This is a genomic window from Actinomadura sp. NPDC023710 (assembly GCF_040639875.1).
Taxonomy (GTDB): Bacteria; Actinomycetota; Actinomycetes; order Streptosporangiales; family Streptosporangiaceae; genus Spirillospora; species Spirillospora citrea.
Map to the genome: position 1 here is coordinate 17,311 of NZ_JBFAGB010000035.1, position 13,826 is coordinate 31,136.

Below are 13,826 nucleotides of genomic sequence, written 5' to 3' on the forward strand. Positions count from 1 at the left end.
GTCAGAACGTCCCGCCGTCCACGACGACGCGCTGCCCGGTCACGTAGGACGCCGCGTCCGAGACGAGGAACCGGACCACGTCGGCGACCTCCTCGGGCGTGCACACGTGCCCGTAGGGGGACGCGGCGTCCTGCTGCCGGATGTCCTCGATGCCGGCCGTGGCACGGACCAGCCGGCGCCCCATCTCGGTGTCCACCAGGCCGGGCGCGACGACGTTGACGTGCATGCCGTTGCCGCGCTCCTCCTTGGCGATCACCTGGGCGAGCGCCTCCATCGCCGCCTTGCCCATCGCGTAGGGGCCGCCGAACGCCGGCATCATGTCCGTGGCGACGCTCGACACGAAGACCAGGTCGCTGCGCTCGGCGCGCCGCATCAGCGGGATCAGCGCCTGGCTGAGGTGGTGCGGGCCGAACGCGTGCACGCGCATGACCCGCTCCAGCTCGGCCGGATCGGTGTCGGCGACGCTGTTGCCGCGGCTGGCGATCCCGGCGCTGTGCACGAGGATGTCCAGCTCCCCCAGCTCCGCCTCCACCTGCGCGGCCAGGGAACGGCACTGGTCGAGGTCGTCGACCGAGGCGCGGAACGCACGGCCCCGCGCCCCGGCGGCCTCGATGTCGGCGACCGTCTTGCGCGCGGCCTCGTCGTCGCGCCGGTAGGCGACGGCGACCCTGGCTCCGTCCGCGGCCAGCGCCAGGGCGATGGCCCGGCCGATCCCCCGGCTTCCTCCGGTGACCAGGGCCGTCCGGCCGTCGAGAGAACTCACGCGACACTCCTTCGTCGGGCTGCTTGCGGCGGTCCCATCCTGCACGGCCGCGCGCCCCCGCCGTAAGCGGCCCCTGACAAAAGCTAGTCCGCGATTCCCGCCTCGATCACGTGGTACGCGGTCTCACGGAGCGGCCCGGTCAGTGAGACGGCCGTGAGCCCCGCGCTGCCCAGCAGCTCCCGGAACTCCGACTCGGTGCGTTCCCGCCCGCCGGTCGCCACGAGCATGTTGAGGTCGTTGTTGACGATGCCCCCCGACCCCGGTGTGACCATCTCCGGCATGACCTGCTCCAGGAGGAGCACCCGGTCGTCCGGGCCCATCGCGGCCCGGCAGTTCCGCAGGATCGCGGCGGCCCTCCGGTCGTCCCAATCATGGATGACGCTCTTGAGCACGTAGGCGTCTGCGCCCACGGGAACGGCTTCGAAGAAGTCGCCCGGCACGACCTCGGCGCGGTCGGCCACGTCGGACAGGGTGCGGGAGGCGTCGGCCAGTCCCGTCGGCAGGTCGAACAGGACCCCGCGCAGCCCGGGGTCGGCCCGCAGGATCGCGGCGAGCAGTGTGCCGTCCCCGCCGCCGAGGTCGGCGACCGTCCCGTAGCGGCCGAAGTCGTGCGCCTCGATGACCGCGGGCGCGACGTCGCGGGTGTGCTCGGCCATCGCCCGGTTGAACGTCTCCGACAGCTCGGCGTCCGAGGCGAAGTACTCGAACGGCGTGCTGCCGGTCACCCGTTCCCACGCGTACTCGCCCGTGCGGACCGTCTCGGCCATATCGCCCCAGGTCCGCCACACCTGCGGCCCGCAGAAAAGCCTGATCAGCGAGCGGATCGAGTCGGGGGCGTCCGCGCGCAGCCGCCGCCCCTCCGCGGTCAGCGCGAACAGGTCCGGCTCCTTCTGCGCCACGACGCCGAGGCCGGTGAGGCCGCGCAGCAGCCGGTGGAGGGACGGTGCGTGGGCGCCGGTCGCCTCCGCCAGTTCGGTGCTCGATCTCGGCCTGTCATCGGTGAAGGCGTCCGCCACCCCGATCTCGGTGGCCACGTGAATCATCTGCGCCGGCATGAACCCGAAGGCCAGGTCCATCAGTGGTGATCTCGGCATGGTCGGCTCCCTTCCTTGTCCTCCCCGACGCTAGGAGGCCCCCGGAAGGGGCGTCTTGGACGAATGGAACCTCGGGCCGCCGGGCCCGCGCTCAGACGGAGCGAGCGCGCAGCCAGGCCGCGGCGGCCTCGAGATGGTCGTCGGTCAGGCCGGTCAGCGGGTCGATCTCCACGAGCAGGTGGTCGGCGATGTCCGGCTCCCCCGCGAGGCACGCGGTGGCGTCCGGCTCGTCCTCGAACCAGACGAACGGCCTGCCCTCCGCCCACGCCGCCACGTGCCGGGCCTTCCACGCGCCCAGCGTGCGGCCCTCCGTGATGCCGGGGAACCGCGGGATCGGCACGAACGGCAGCTCCGGAAGCCCGATGCGGGGAGCGATCCACTCGTTGGCGCTGTCGCACCAGTAGCTCGCCCAGGCCAGTTCGGCGCCCGTGGACTCGGCCAGGTCGAGCAGCGCCGCGCCGTGCCCGGGATAGAGCCACAGCTTGTACGTCATCCCGTTCGGGGAGCATTCGTGCCGCTGGAAGCCGCGGTGCGGCCGCTCGAACGGGTTGAGCACTCCGTCAACGTCCAGCAGAACCACCGGCGACCCCATACACGGACCGTACGACATCCGAGGCCGTCCGTCGAAGGCGATTTGCCGCGCCCATTACCGTGTGCAGTCTTAGGTCGCCGCCAGGCGGGCATCGTCCGCGCATGTGCCGCCTGTTCGGGATGACCACGGGAGGACCCCGCGTCCGCGCCACCTTCTGGCTGCTGGACGCTCCCGACAGCCTGCGCGCCCAGAGCCGCCGCATGCCCGACGGGACGGGCCTCGGCTGGTTCTCGCTCGGCGGGGAGCCCGTCCGCGACCGCGCCCCCGTCGCCGCGTTCCAGGACGCCGACTTCAACTCCGAGGCACGGTACGTGGTGTCGCACACCTTCGTCTCCCACATCCGTTACGCCTCGACCGGCGCTCCCGACGTCCACAACTCCCACCCCTTCGTCATGGACGACCGGCTGTTCGCCCACAACGGGGTGGTGCGGGGCGTCGACGTCCTCGACTCCTGGCTCACGGACGTGGACCGGGTGCCGGTCCAGGGGCAGACCGACTCGGAGCTCGTGTTCGCCTACATCACGGCGCAGATCCGGCGGCAGGGCGACACGGCCGCCGGGCTGATCGCGGCCGTCCGGCGTATCGCCGCCGAGTTGCCGATCTTCGCGTTGAACATCCTGCTGGCCGAGTCGGGGCGGCTGTGGGCGCTGCGCTACCCGGGCACCCACGAGCTGTGGGTGTCCACCCCGCAGCTGACCGAGCAGGGCGCGGAATGCCACCTCGGCGCGGGCCGCGAGGAGGGCCGGGTGAAGGTGGTCAGGCACCGGGTGTCGACGCCGGCGTGCGTCCTCGCCAGCGAGCGCCTGGACGACGATCCCGGCTGGCGGCTCCTCGACCCCGGCGAGCTGCTCGTGCTGGACGGTCTGGAGGCGTCCTCGGTGTTCCCCTTCGACGCGCCCGCGCACCCACTGACGGCCGCCGATCTTTCGGGGGCCGAGTCCATCTCGCAGGCATGATCGACTGTCACACCCGGGACATAGAGTGGACGGCCGAACCTGCTGAGGAGTCACCCGATGACGCATGAGCTCACATTGATGGCCGTCCACGCCCACCCCGACGACGAAGTGCTGGGAACCGGCGGCCTGCTCGCCCGCAGCGCGGCCGAGGGCGTCCGAACGGTCCTGGTCACCTGCACCAACGGCGAGCAGGGCGACGACTCCGGCGGTGTGAAGCCCGGCGAGCCCGGGCACGACGCCGAGGGGGTGGCGCGGCGCCGCCTCGCCGAGCTCCGCGAGTCCGCCTCGCTTCTCGACATCGGCCACCTGGAGCTGCTCGGTTACCGCGACTCCGGGATGGACGGCTGGTCCACCAATGACGACCCGGCGGCGTTCGCGAACATCCAGATCGAGGAGTCCGCCGGGCGGCTCGCGGCGCTGATGGAGCGCTACCGGCCGCAGGTGGTCGTCACCTACGACGAGAACGGCGGCTACGGGCACCCCGACCACATCCAGGCCCACCGGATCGCGCTCGCCGCCGCCGAGCAGACCGGCATTCCCGACAAGCTCTACTACACGGCCATTCCGAGGTCAGGTATCAAGCAGATGTTCGAGGCCGCCCGGGCCGCGGGCATGGACCTCGGCTTCGAACCGCCCGAGGACTTCGGTACCCCCGACGAGCTGATCACCAGCGCGCTCGACGTCGCCGCCCATTTCGAGGCCAAGCGCGACGCGCTGCTGGCGCACGCCAGCCAGGGCGAGAACATCTTCCTGCTGAAGCTGCCGGAGGAGATGCAGAAGGCGGCGTTCTCCTCGGAGGCGTTCATCCGCCACTTCAGCCGGGTCGAGGCGCCGAGCCGGGAGGACGACCTGTTCGCGGGCCTCAGGTAGCGCGGCGCTGCGCCCGGAAGTGGTCGAGGACGTCCTGCCGCAGCAGGTGGCCGAACCCGGCCCGTTCGAGGCGCAGCGCCAGGCCCGCGCTGTCGGCGCCGAGGGCGGCGGCGGTGGCGCTCAGCCGCCAGTCGTGCTCGGCCAGCCGCCTGAGCAGGTACCCGCGCCTGACCTGCGCCTCCGAGAGGCGGAACGTCTTGAGGTAGGCGACCTCGCCGCCCCCGCCGGTGATGATCTCCCCGATGTGGTTCTCCCTGCCCAGCGCGAACGAGGGCAGGAACCGGGTCAGCTCGAACCCGCGCAGCGACTGCACCGCCCGGCGCGACCCGTCCTCGTCGAAGAGCCGCCCGGCCATGACCTCGTCGTGGAAGGCGGCCCACTCCGCCTCGCGCATCTCCGCCGCGACGCGCAGGTCGCCCAGCGTCCTGATACCGGCGGGGTCGATCGGCGCGGAGAGGTCGCCGGCGGGCGCGCCCAGCAGGCCGTACATGTAGATCAGCTCGCCGAAGAGGTCCTCGACCAGCGTCGGGTGCAGCGCCCGGTAGTCGTCGGGGTGCGGCACGACGAACGCGCTGGCCAGGGCGTCGGCCACGTACACCAGGACGCCGCACTGCCCGGGATGGATCTCGAAGATCCGCAGCGCGTCCTCCAGCCCGCGCACCCGCCGACCGAGGTAGGTCTCCTCGCAGCGCGGCGACAGCCCGTGCGCGACCGCCCTGCGCGACCACTCCTCCCACGCGATCTCCGGGCCGCCGAAGTGCAGCGCCAGATAGCCCTCGACGGCCAGGTGCAGCGGAAGGAAGCGGAGCCGGTCCCTGCCCGCCTTCCTGGCCATCCGCCGCGTGAACCGCACGGGCATGCGCGGCGGGGCGGCTCGCGTGTCGCGCTCCAGGAGACGCGTCCCGTACGAGGCCGCCTGCGTCTGGTCGCCGTCGCTCCACGTCGCGACGAAGGCATGGGGGACGAACGAGACGTAGGCGGCGTCGCCCACGTCCACGACCGTCACCGGCTCCTCGAACACCTTCCGGTGCAGCCGCAGGTGGGGCACGGCCTCGTCCCGGACGAGGGGGACGAGCCTGACCGAGCCCCACACCTGCGCGGGCCTGGTCTCCAGCCCGTCCAGCGTGATCGTCATGCGCGCTCCCCGAGGAAGCGGGCCGTCCGGTCGGACAGGTGCGCCCGCAGCTTCGGCAGGCCGACCCGCCCCTCGGCGAACCGGGCCAGCTCGACCAGCGTCGGCAGGTCCTCGGCGTCCCGGACGCCCGCGGTCGGTACGCCCGGCGCGAGCCGCCGCACGTCGAAGTCGTCGGCGTCGTACACGGGGTTCAGGTGCACGATCATGACCCGCTGCCCCGGGGCGCGCCGGTGCCCGGGGTCCAGGCGCGTCCGCCAGACGCGCAGGACGTCCGCGGCCAGCCCCGGCGGCGCGTTGTCCCAGCCGTCGGAGACGATGAGGAGCCGTTCGGGTCCCGTCTCCAGCGCGTCGATGATCCGGTGGCCGAGCGGCGTCGGGCCGGACGGATACACCAGCAGCTCGTCGGTGCGTCCCGACGTCCACAGCGGCGTGTACTCCTTCGCGAGCGCCTCCAGCAGGTAGTGCGCGGCGAGCGCGACCGCCAGCGGGCGCCTGCGCTTCTCCCCCGAGCCCAGCGAGGAGTAGCTGTCGTCCAGCACCGCCGTGACCCGCCCCCATGAGCCGCGCGCGGCCCCGGCCACGCGCCGCGCGGCGGTGCGCAGCGCCTGGGACAGCTCGGCCCGCCGCCGGGCCCGATCGTCCAGCGGCAGAGCCAGCACGTACGACGCGAGCCTCGTCAGCGGCATCTCGCCCAGGTCGGCCCGCACGGCCTCGACCTTCGCCTCCCGCGCGCTCTCCTGCAGGCGCAACCGCTCCAGCCGCGTCATCCGGTGCTGGATCCGCTCCAGGAAGACCTCGCGCGGGATCTTGTGCTTGGCGGCGAACCCCTCCGCGACCGTGTACGGAAGCTCGTAGATCGCGGCCTGCTCGTAGTGCGCCCGCCGCCACTGCTCGTAGATGGGCGTCTGGAACGCCTTGACGCCGGACGGCGCGAACAGGAACGCCGGCTGCTCGCCGCGGAGCCGCAGATGCGCGTGGCGCGCCGCGTCCTTCACCGCCGTCCGGTACTTCACTGAGTCGAACGCCGGGTCGCGGCGCCCGGCCATCCAGTCGCGGATGATGGCGCGCGTCCGCCGGTTGTTCACGCCGAGCCGCCGCAGGTCGCGGAACAGCCGGTACACCCGCTGCGGTGGCAGCGTCTCCAGCCGCCGGGCGATCAGCCGCCCCTCGCCGCGCCGCGGCTCGACCCCCACGTCGCCCGCGCGCACCAGCAGATTGCGGATGATGATCGCCGCATTGTGGTCGTTGACGTCCAGCGCGAGCACCGCCGCGTACATGTCACGGTAGTTCTCCAGCATGTACTCGTGCAGGAACTCCAGGCTGAGCCGCTGCTCTCCCGAACCGTGGTGGAATTCCCGCTGCCCGGTGGACGTGATCGCCGCGTTCACGAACATCAGCACGTCCTCGCACGCGACGAGGTCGGCGAACGTCTCGCTCATCATTCCCCCGGTCGGTCAAAGGCGCCGGCCGGGGAATGGGGGCACGAGCAGCGAAGCATCGCTTAAGAGGCAAGTTCCGGAAGTCGCACCGAAGTCCCGCGGCCGGCTTCCGCACCGTAGCACCACATTCTTCACTAAGCCCTCCATTAATCACGAGGGCCTGAAGCATCGTGTTCGGCGACAGGCGCGGGAGCCGGGTCGGAGCGGTCCGATAGGCGGGGAGGACTCACCCGCCGAAAGGCATTCCGCCCCGGGTCGGGGTCAGGGGCGGTAGGTGCCGAAGTACCACTCGTTGCCGTCGGGGTCGCGGGCCGCGTAGTCGCGGGAGCCGTAGTCCTGGTCGGCCAGCTCACGAAAGATCTCGGCTCCTGCGGCCTTGGCGCGGTCGTGGTGGGCGTCGGGGTCGTCGATGGCGACGTAGACGGCGGCCGTGGCGGTGGCGGCGGCCCCGAACATGATGAGGCCGGTGTCGTAGCGCATCTCTGCGTGGACGACGGTGCCCTTGTCGTCCTTGTGGACGTCCACGGGTTCGAAGCCGAAGGCCTTCTCCAGCCATGCGAGCGTCTCGGCCGGGTCGGCCGAGCGGATCAACGGGTAGAAGGTGCGGCGGATCTCGCTGGTCATGTCGTCCTCCCTGAGTCTGGGATGCCCAGTCTGCGGGAAGCGGACCCGCCCGTCTTGGACGAATGTGACCTGGGCTTTCGACGATCAGCGGCGGGCGGCGTCGCGTTCGGCGGCGAGGCGGCGTGTCTCCGGGGAGACGGGGGCGCCGAGGATCGCCGCGACGACGTCGATCAGATAGCTGGTGAACAGGCGGTCGTCGGTACGGGGGCCGGAGCGGGCGCGGCGGGCCAGCTCGATCGCGGCGTACAGGATGGCGGTGAAGCGGCGGTGCAGCCGGGCCGCGTCCTCCTCCAGGAGGGGCTCCACCAGGGTCCGCCAGCGGCAGAGGCTGTCGCGGGGATCGTCCAGGACCGCCACGGGGACGAGGGGGTCCGGGCGGTTCAGCACGTCCGCCCAGATCTGCAGGTAGGCGCGGCCCGAGGCGTCGGCCAGGCGGGCCGACATGGGGCGGACGAGGGCCGCGGCCAGGGGGCGGACGCCCTGCTCGCCGTCCTGGTAGGCGTCGAGCAGGGCGTGGCGGCGGGCCTCGACCTCGGGGGCGTGCCGGGCGAAGATCGCGCGCAGGATCCCGGCGCGGTCGCCGAAGTGGTACTGGACGGCCGTGGCGTTGCGCGCGCCGGCCTCCTGGAGGATCTCGCGGAGGCTGACGGCGTCCACGCCGCGGGCGGCGTAGAGGGTCTCGGCCGCGTCCAGCAGTCGTTCCCGTGTGTCACTCATTGCCGATCGCATGCTCCAGGGCCTCGGCGAACCGCTCGCGGGCCGCCGCCCGGCGGGTGGGCAGGTGGCCGGACGGCCACAGGCCCTCGACGGGCTCGACGTCGCGCAGCAACTGCCGGGCCACGGTGATCTTGTGGACCTCGGTGGGGCCGTCGGCGATGCCCATCGCCTCGGCCCCCATCATCATGGCGGCGAACGGCATCTCGTTCGACACGCCGAGGGCGCCGTGCAGGTGCATCGCGCGCTGGACGACGTCGTGGTAGACCTTCGGCATCGCGGCCTTCACCGCGGCGATGTCCTTGCGGACCTTCTTGTAGTCCCGGTGCCTGTCGATCAGCCAGGCGGTGCGCAGCACGAGCAGCCGGAACTGCTCGATCTCGATCCAGCTGTCGGCGATCTTCTCCTGGGTCATCTGCATCTTCGCCAGCGGCCCGAACCGGGTCTGCCGGGAGACCGCGCGCTCGCACATCATGTCGAACGCCTTGCGGACCTGCGCGATCGTCCGCATGGCGTGGTGGATGCGGCCGCCGCCCAGGCGTGTCTGGGCGATGACGAACGCCCCGCCCTCGTCTCCGAGGAGATTCTCGGCCGGCACCCGGACGTCCTCGTACCGCAGATACCCGTGGGAGCCCTCGCGCTCGGCGCCGACGCCCACGTTCCGGACGGTGATCAGCCCGGGCGCATCGGCCGGCACGATGAACATCGACATGCCCTCGTAGGCGGACACGTCGGGGTTCGTCACGGCCATCACGATCAGGAACGTCGCGTGGCGGGCGTTGGAGGAGAACCACTTCTCGCCGTTGATGACCCAGCCGTCCCCGTCACGGACGGCGCGCGTGGTGAACAGGGTCGGGTCGGCTCCCCCGTGCGGCTCGGTCATCGAGTAGGAGGAGGAGATCTCGCCGTCCAGGAGGGGGCGCAGGTAGCGCTCCTTCTGCTCGGGCGTGCCGAAGTGGGCGATGATCTCGGCGTTGCCGGAGTCGGGCGCCTGGCAGCCGAACACCGACGGCGCCCAGCGGGAACGGCCCAGGATCTCGTTCAGCAGCGCGAGCCTCACCTGCCCGTACCCCTGGCCGCCCAGTTCGGGACCCAGGTGACACGCCCACAGGCCCTTGTCGCGCACCTGGTCCTGGAGGGGGCGCACGAGCCGCTTGTAGCGGGGGTCGGCCTTGTCGTAGGGGTCGCCGAGCACCAGGTCGAGGGGTTCGACCTCGTCCTGGACGAAGGCGTCCGCCCAGTCGAGAAGTTCCTGGTAGGCGGGGTCGGTCTCGAAGTCCCAAGCCATGGCGAGCCTCCTCGGTCGTGTCCCCCGATAATCAAGGCTCCTCAGTATGTAATGCAAGTGCATGACTGTTACTCTCCGGTGCATCGAGCGTCGGAAAGGAACCGCCGTGCAGCCTGAGCAGGTCGACCGCGCCCTGGTGGACTTCGACGTCCTGGGCGGGTGGATGGAAGGCCGGGGCCTGCCGGGCGGCCCGTTCGAGGGCGTCGAGCGGCTGGCGGGCGGCACCCAGAACACGCTGATCCGGTTCCGGCGCGGCGGCCGCGACTACGTGCTCAGGCGCGGTCCCGGCCACCTGCGCGCGAGGACGAACGAGGTCCTGCGGCGCGAGGCCCGCGTGCTGGGAGCGCTCGACGGGACCGACGTCCCCGCGCCGCGCCTCATCGCGGCCTGCCCGGACGAGACGGTCATGGGCGGCGCGGTCTTCTACCTGATGACCCCGGTGGACGGCTTCAACGCGTCGGTCACGCTGCCCGAGTTGCACGCGCGGGACGCGTCCGTCCGGCGCGAGATGGGGCTGAACGCGGCGCGGGCGCTCTCCGCCTTGGGCGCCGTCGACCACGCGGCGGTCGGCCTCGGCGATTTCGGCAAGCCCGAGGGCTTCCTGGAGCGGCAGGTGGGCCGCTGGATGTCCGAACTCGACTCCTACAGCACGCTCGACGGCTACCCCGGGCCGGAGATCCCCGGCCTCGACGACGTCGCGCGGTGGCTGGAGGAGCACCGTCCCCAGACGTGGCGCCCGGGGATCATGCACGGCGACTACCACCTGGCCAACCTGATGTACTCCTTCGACGGTCCGGAGGTCGCCGCGATCGTCGACTGGGAGATGTGCACGGTCGGCGACCCGCTGCTCGACCTCGGCTGGCTGCTGGCCACCTGGCCCGACCGCGCCGACCAGAGCGCGGCCCTGGCCGGCCCGCTCGGCGCCGCGGGCGGCCTGCCCGCCGCCGAGGAGCTGGTCGAGGTCTACGCCGGGCGCGCGGGCGCCGTCGACGGGCGCGACCTGTCGTCCATCACCTGGTACGCGGTGCTGGCCTGCTTCAAGCTCGGCGTCGTCCTGGAGGGCACGCACGCCCGCGCGTTCGCGGGCAAGGCCCCCAAGGAGACCGGTGACCTCCTCCACTCGATCACGCTCGGCCTCTTCACCCGAGCCCGCGACTTCATCGGCTCCTAGGGTCCCCTCGCACGGCTGATCCAGGACTGCCAGGATCTCCTCGCAGGAGGAGGTGCGATGGAGATCCACAAGGGCGGGCCCGGCGACGCGCCGGTGATGATGGCGATGTTGGACGGGGCGGTGGCCTGGCTCGCCGCCAACGGCCGTACGGGGCAGTGGGGCAGCGAGCCTTGGTCGGGGGATCCGCGCCGCGTCGAGCGGATCGCGGGCATCGCCCGCGACGACGAGATCTGGGTGGCGCGGGTCGACGGGCGGCCCGCCGGCGTCATGGCGGTCGCGCCCGGGCCCCCGCACTACGTCGACCCGGCCGACGAGCCGGAGCTGTACATCACCCTCCTGGTCACCGACCGCGCGTTCGCCGGGCACGGTGTGGGCGGGGCGCTGATCGCCAAGGCGGGGGACGAGGCCAGGGCGAAGGGCGTCGGCCTGCTGCGCGTCGACTGCTACGGCGGCGACGACGGGCGGCTGGTGGAGTACTACCGGAGCAACGGGTTCGAGACGGACGCCGCCTTCACGGTCGGCGACTGGCCGGGACGGGTCCTGTCCCAGCGTATCGGCAGGTAGGCGGCCCGCCGCTTGCAAAACCGCGCCGCGCGCCGCAGCCTGGAAGTGACCGGCGCGAACGGGGCAGTCGGTGACGCCCTTACGCCGCACGGACGGCGACCGAGCCGCTCGCCCCGTTCCGCCGGTCGAAACCTCATGTCGCATTCCTGCCAGCCAGACGGCCCTGCCACGGGGCACGCTCGGGACATGCACAGGAACTTCCGCTTCGGCGTCGTGGGCGAGTCGATCCGCTCGGGCAGGGAACTCGCCGGCACGGCCCGCCGCGCCGAAGAGCTGGGATACGACGTCCTGACCTTGCGGGACCACTTCGTCGCCGGGCCGTTCGGCGACCAGCTCGCGCCCATGGTGGCGCTGGCGTCCGCCGCGGCCGCGACGAGCGCGCTGCGGCTGGGCACGATGGTGCTCTCCAACGACTTCCGGCACCCGGTGATGCTCGCCAAGGAGGCCGCGACGCTCGACCACCTGTCGGACGGTCGGTTCGAACTGGGTCTCGGCGCGGGCTGGCTGCGCGAGGAGTACGAGGCCGCCGGAATGGCGTTCGACCGGCCCGGGACGCGGGTCGGGCGCCTTGCGGAGTCACTGCAGATCCTGCGCGGCCTGCTGAGCGGCGAGAAGACGACGTTCACCGGCGAGCATTACACGATCGACGGTCTGGCGGTCTTCCCGCGCCCGGAGCGGCGCCCGCCGCTCGTCGTGGGCGCGGGCAGCCGGCGCATGCTCGGCATCGCCGGCCGCTACGCCGACACGGTCGGGATCCTCCCCCGCGCCCTGCCCGAGGGGACGATCTCGGAGGAGGTCTCCGAGCGCCTCCCGGACACCATCGCCCGCAAGGTCGACTGGGTTCGCGAGGCCGCCGCGGGGCGGGACGTCGAGCTGAGCATGATGGTGACGCCCACGATCGGCCCCGACCCTCGCCGCGCCGCCGCGAAGGTCGCGGTGACGCGCGGCTGGGGCACGTCGTCGGCCGAGGTCGTCCTCGACATGCCGTCCCAGTTCGTGGGCCCGCCCGAGCACATCGCCGAGCAGATGCTGGCACGCCGGGACCGCTTCGGCTTCACCTACTACCAGGTCTCGGACGCGGTCATGGAGGCGTTCGCCCGAGTCATCCCTCTCCTGGTCCCCTAGAGGGGATCGGCGAAGCCGGCGTTCATGGCGAGGCTCAGCTCCGGCTCGGTGAGCCGGTCGCCCTCCAGGGCGTCGACGATGCGGCCGCGCTGGAGGACCACGACGCGGTGGCACAGCTCCACCAGCTCGGCCAGGTCGCTGGAGGCGATCATGACCACCTTCCCCTCGGCGGCGAGGTCGCGGACGATGGCGTGCAGCTCGGTGCGGGCGCCGACGTCCACGCCGCGCGTCGGGTCGTCCAGGGCGAGGACGGCCGGGTCGGCGTCCAGCCACTTGGCGAGGACGACCTTCTGCTGGTTGCCGCCGGACAGGTTCCCCGCCCGGCCGTGGACGTCGCCGCGCACCCGCAGCCGCTCCATGTGGCCGCGGGAGCGCGCGACGAGCCGGGACCGGCGCGGCATGAGCCCGCCGCGTCCCTGACCGAGCCAGCTCACGGATGTGATGTTCTCCCAGAGCGCCTTGTCGAGCATCAGCCCGCGGCCCTTGCGGTCGCCGGAGATATAGGCGACGCCCGCGGTCACCGCGTGCCGGGCGGAGCGGGGCCTCCGCCCGTCCGGCAGCCGGACCGTGCCGGACGACGGCCGGGCCCGCCCGCACACGGCGTCCAGCACGAACAGGTGGCCGGAGCCCTGCAGGCCGGCCAGCCCGACGATCTCGCCGCCCTCGGCGGTGAGGGAGACCTCGCGCAGCCGGCCGGGCACCGTCACGCCGTTCAGGGCGACCGCCGCCCCGCCGGGGCGGCGCGGGGCGGCGGTCGCGGCTGTCGCGTGCCGGGCGGGCTGCCCGAGCATCGCGGTGACCAGGGAGTCCAGCCCGACGTCGGCCGAGGGCTCGCCCGGCAGCACGACCCGGCCGTCCCGCAGGACGGTGACCCGCGTCGCGACCCGCATGACCTCCTCAAGGAAGTGCGAGATGTACAGGACGGCGAGGCCCCGCCCGGCCAGCCGCCGAGTGACGGCGGCGAGCCGTGCGGCGGCGTCGCGGGGCAGCGCCGAGGTGGGCTCGTCCAGGATCAGGACGCGCGGGTTCTGCAGCAGCGCCCGGCAGATCTCCAGGAGCTGCCGGTCGGCGAGGGGCAGCTCGCCGACCCTGGCGTGCGGCGGCGGGTCCAGGCCCAGCTCGGCCAGGACGGGCTCGGCCAGGCGCCGCATCTCCCGCGTGCTGACCAGGCCCCCGCGTCGCGGCGCCCCGTAGGGGAAGAGGTTCTCCAGCACGGTCAGGTCGTCGTAGGTCATCAGCTCCTGCGACACGATCGCGACGCCCTGCGCCGCCGCCTGCCGGGCGTCGGCGAACCGGACGCGCGCGCCGTCCAGCTCGACCGTGCCGCCCTCGGGCCGCACCACCCCGGAGATGATCTTCACGAGGGTGGACTTGCCTGCGCCGTTCTCGCCGACGAGCGCGTGCACCTCCCCCGCGTCCAGGGTGATGCCGACGCCGTCGAGGGCGGTGACCCCGCCGTAGTGCTTGACCAGGCCGGAGGCGACCAGCATC

At 72.6% G+C, this 13,826-nt stretch carries 14 protein-coding genes; 5 read left to right on the forward strand and 9 right to left on the reverse strand.

The window, feature by feature from the left end; genetic code table 11:
• Position 1: 1 nt before the first annotated feature.
• From AB0H37_RS32900 to AB0H37_RS32910, 3 genes are all read right to left on the reverse strand, one after another.
• Positions 2–763: an SDR family oxidoreductase gene (locus tag AB0H37_RS32900; RefSeq protein ID WP_329091781.1), complete on the reverse strand. Its 762-nt coding sequence runs from the start codon at positions 761–763 to the stop codon at positions 2–4.
• An 83-nt stretch (positions 764–846) separates the two neighbouring features.
• Complete coding sequence (locus tag AB0H37_RS32905; RefSeq protein ID WP_360616758.1) at positions 847–1,857, reverse strand: methyltransferase; 1,011 nt, start codon at positions 1,855–1,857, stop codon at positions 847–849.
• Positions 1,858–1,948: 91 nt separating this feature from the next.
• Entirely contained in the window at positions 1,949–2,449 is a 501-nt protein-coding gene (locus tag AB0H37_RS32910) for an HAD domain-containing protein (RefSeq protein WP_329091785.1), read from the reverse strand.
• Positions 2,450–2,550: 101 nt separating this feature from the next.
• Here AB0H37_RS32910 and AB0H37_RS32915 point away from each other — a divergent pair, with 101 nt between their 5' ends.
• Together AB0H37_RS32915 and AB0H37_RS32920 are read left to right on the forward strand one after the other, a co-directional pair.
• Positions 2,551–3,405, forward strand: a complete 855-nt coding sequence (locus AB0H37_RS32915) for a class II glutamine amidotransferase (RefSeq protein ID WP_360616759.1) — start codon at positions 2,551–2,553, stop codon at positions 3,403–3,405.
• Positions 3,406–3,462: 57 nt separating this feature from the next.
• On the forward strand, positions 3,463–4,275 hold the full coding sequence (locus tag AB0H37_RS32920; protein ID WP_179834405.1) for a PIG-L family deacetylase: 813 nt from the start codon (positions 3,463–3,465) through the stop codon (positions 4,273–4,275).
• Here the strand turns inward: AB0H37_RS32920 and AB0H37_RS32925 are convergent.
• The 5 genes from AB0H37_RS32925 to AB0H37_RS32945 all read right to left on the reverse strand — a co-directional run bounded on the left by AB0H37_RS32925 (position 4,268) and on the right by AB0H37_RS32945 (position 9,475).
• Complete coding sequence (locus AB0H37_RS32925) at positions 4,268–5,410, reverse strand: hypothetical protein (RefSeq protein WP_360616760.1); 1,143 nt, start codon at positions 5,408–5,410, stop codon at positions 4,268–4,270. The genes AB0H37_RS32920 and AB0H37_RS32925 overlap by 8 nt on opposite strands.
• Entirely contained in the window at positions 5,407–6,849 is a 1,443-nt protein-coding gene (locus tag AB0H37_RS32930) for a hypothetical protein (protein WP_360616761.1), read from the reverse strand. The genes AB0H37_RS32925 and AB0H37_RS32930 overlap by 4 nt, the downstream gene beginning before the upstream one ends.
• Positions 6,850–7,110: 261 nt before the next feature.
• Entirely contained in the window at positions 7,111–7,473 is a 363-nt protein-coding gene (locus AB0H37_RS32935) for a VOC family protein (RefSeq protein ID WP_329091792.1), read from the reverse strand.
• A gap of 84 nt (positions 7,474–7,557) precedes the next feature.
• Positions 7,558–8,190: a TetR/AcrR family transcriptional regulator gene (locus AB0H37_RS32940; RefSeq protein WP_229810693.1), complete on the reverse strand. Its 633-nt coding sequence runs from the start codon at positions 8,188–8,190 to the stop codon at positions 7,558–7,560.
• Positions 8,183–9,475 carry an acyl-CoA dehydrogenase family protein gene (locus AB0H37_RS32945; RefSeq protein ID WP_329091795.1) on the reverse strand — a complete coding sequence of 431 codons (1,293 nt, stop codon included), beginning with the start codon at positions 9,473–9,475 and terminating at the stop codon, positions 8,183–8,185. The genes AB0H37_RS32940 and AB0H37_RS32945 overlap by 8 nt, the downstream gene beginning before the upstream one ends.
• A 106-nt stretch (positions 9,476–9,581) precedes the next feature.
• On the opposite strand from AB0H37_RS32945, the gene AB0H37_RS32950 reads away from it, so the two are divergent.
• The 3 genes from AB0H37_RS32950 to AB0H37_RS32960 all read left to right on the forward strand — a co-directional run bounded on the left by AB0H37_RS32950 (position 9,582) and on the right by AB0H37_RS32960 (position 12,335).
• The gene (locus AB0H37_RS32950) at positions 9,582–10,646 is read left to right on the forward strand and encodes a phosphotransferase family protein (protein ID WP_329091797.1); all 1,065 of its coding nucleotides are present in this window, start codon (positions 9,582–9,584) and stop codon (positions 10,644–10,646) included.
• Positions 10,647–10,703: 57 nt separating this feature from the next.
• A complete protein-coding gene (locus tag AB0H37_RS32955; protein ID WP_329091799.1) occupies positions 10,704–11,210 on the forward strand; it encodes a GNAT family N-acetyltransferase in 507 nt (168 codons plus the stop codon).
• Between the two features lie 186 nt (positions 11,211–11,396).
• Entirely contained in the window at positions 11,397–12,335 is a 939-nt protein-coding gene (locus tag AB0H37_RS32960; protein ID WP_360616762.1) for a TIGR03621 family F420-dependent LLM class oxidoreductase, read from the forward strand.
• Here the strand turns inward: AB0H37_RS32960 and AB0H37_RS32965 are convergent.
• Positions 12,332–13,825 (reverse strand): sugar ABC transporter ATP-binding protein, encoded by a 1,494-nt coding sequence (locus AB0H37_RS32965; protein ID WP_360616763.1) that lies wholly within the window; start codon positions 13,823–13,825, stop codon positions 12,332–12,334. The two genes, AB0H37_RS32960 and AB0H37_RS32965, sit on opposite strands and share 4 nt — an antisense overlap.
• Between the last annotated feature and the right edge of the window lies 1 nt (position 13,826).

What these genes read in the sequence shown, in the direction of transcription:
- AB0H37_RS32905 (WP_360616758.1), bottom strand. Translation starts at nt 1,857, where the DNA reads ATGCCGAGATCACCACTGATGGACCTGGCCTTCGGGTTCATGCCGGCG.
- AB0H37_RS32910 (WP_329091785.1), bottom strand. Translation starts at nt 2,449, where the DNA reads ATGGGGTCGCCGGTGGTTCTGCTGGACGTTGACGGAGTGCTCAACCCG.
- AB0H37_RS32915 (WP_360616759.1), top strand. Translation starts at nt 2,551, where the DNA reads ATGTGCCGCCTGTTCGGGATGACCACGGGAGGACCCCGCGTCCGCGCC.
- AB0H37_RS32920 (WP_179834405.1), top strand. Translation starts at nt 3,463, where the DNA reads ATGACGCATGAGCTCACATTGATGGCCGTCCACGCCCACCCCGACGAC.
- AB0H37_RS32925 (WP_360616760.1), bottom strand. Translation starts at nt 5,410, where the DNA reads ATGACGATCACGCTGGACGGGCTGGAGACCAGGCCCGCGCAGGTGTGG.
- AB0H37_RS32930 (WP_360616761.1), bottom strand. Translation starts at nt 6,849, where the DNA reads ATGAGCGAGACGTTCGCCGACCTCGTCGCGTGCGAGGACGTGCTGATG.
- AB0H37_RS32935 (WP_329091792.1), bottom strand. Translation starts at nt 7,473, where the DNA reads ATGACCAGCGAGATCCGCCGCACCTTCTACCCGTTGATCCGCTCGGCC.
- AB0H37_RS32940 (WP_229810693.1), bottom strand. Translation starts at nt 8,190, where the DNA reads ATGAGTGACACACGGGAACGACTGCTGGACGCGGCCGAGACCCTCTAC.
- AB0H37_RS32945 (WP_329091795.1), bottom strand. Translation starts at nt 9,475, where the DNA reads ATGGCTTGGGACTTCGAGACCGACCCCGCCTACCAGGAACTTCTCGAC.
- AB0H37_RS32955 (WP_329091799.1), top strand. Translation starts at nt 10,704, where the DNA reads ATGGAGATCCACAAGGGCGGGCCCGGCGACGCGCCGGTGATGATGGCG.
- AB0H37_RS32960 (WP_360616762.1), top strand. Translation starts at nt 11,397, where the DNA reads ATGCACAGGAACTTCCGCTTCGGCGTCGTGGGCGAGTCGATCCGCTCG.
- AB0H37_RS32965 (WP_360616763.1), bottom strand. Translation starts at nt 13,825, where the DNA reads ATGCTGGTCGCCTCCGGCCTGGTCAAGCACTACGGCGGGGTCACCGCC.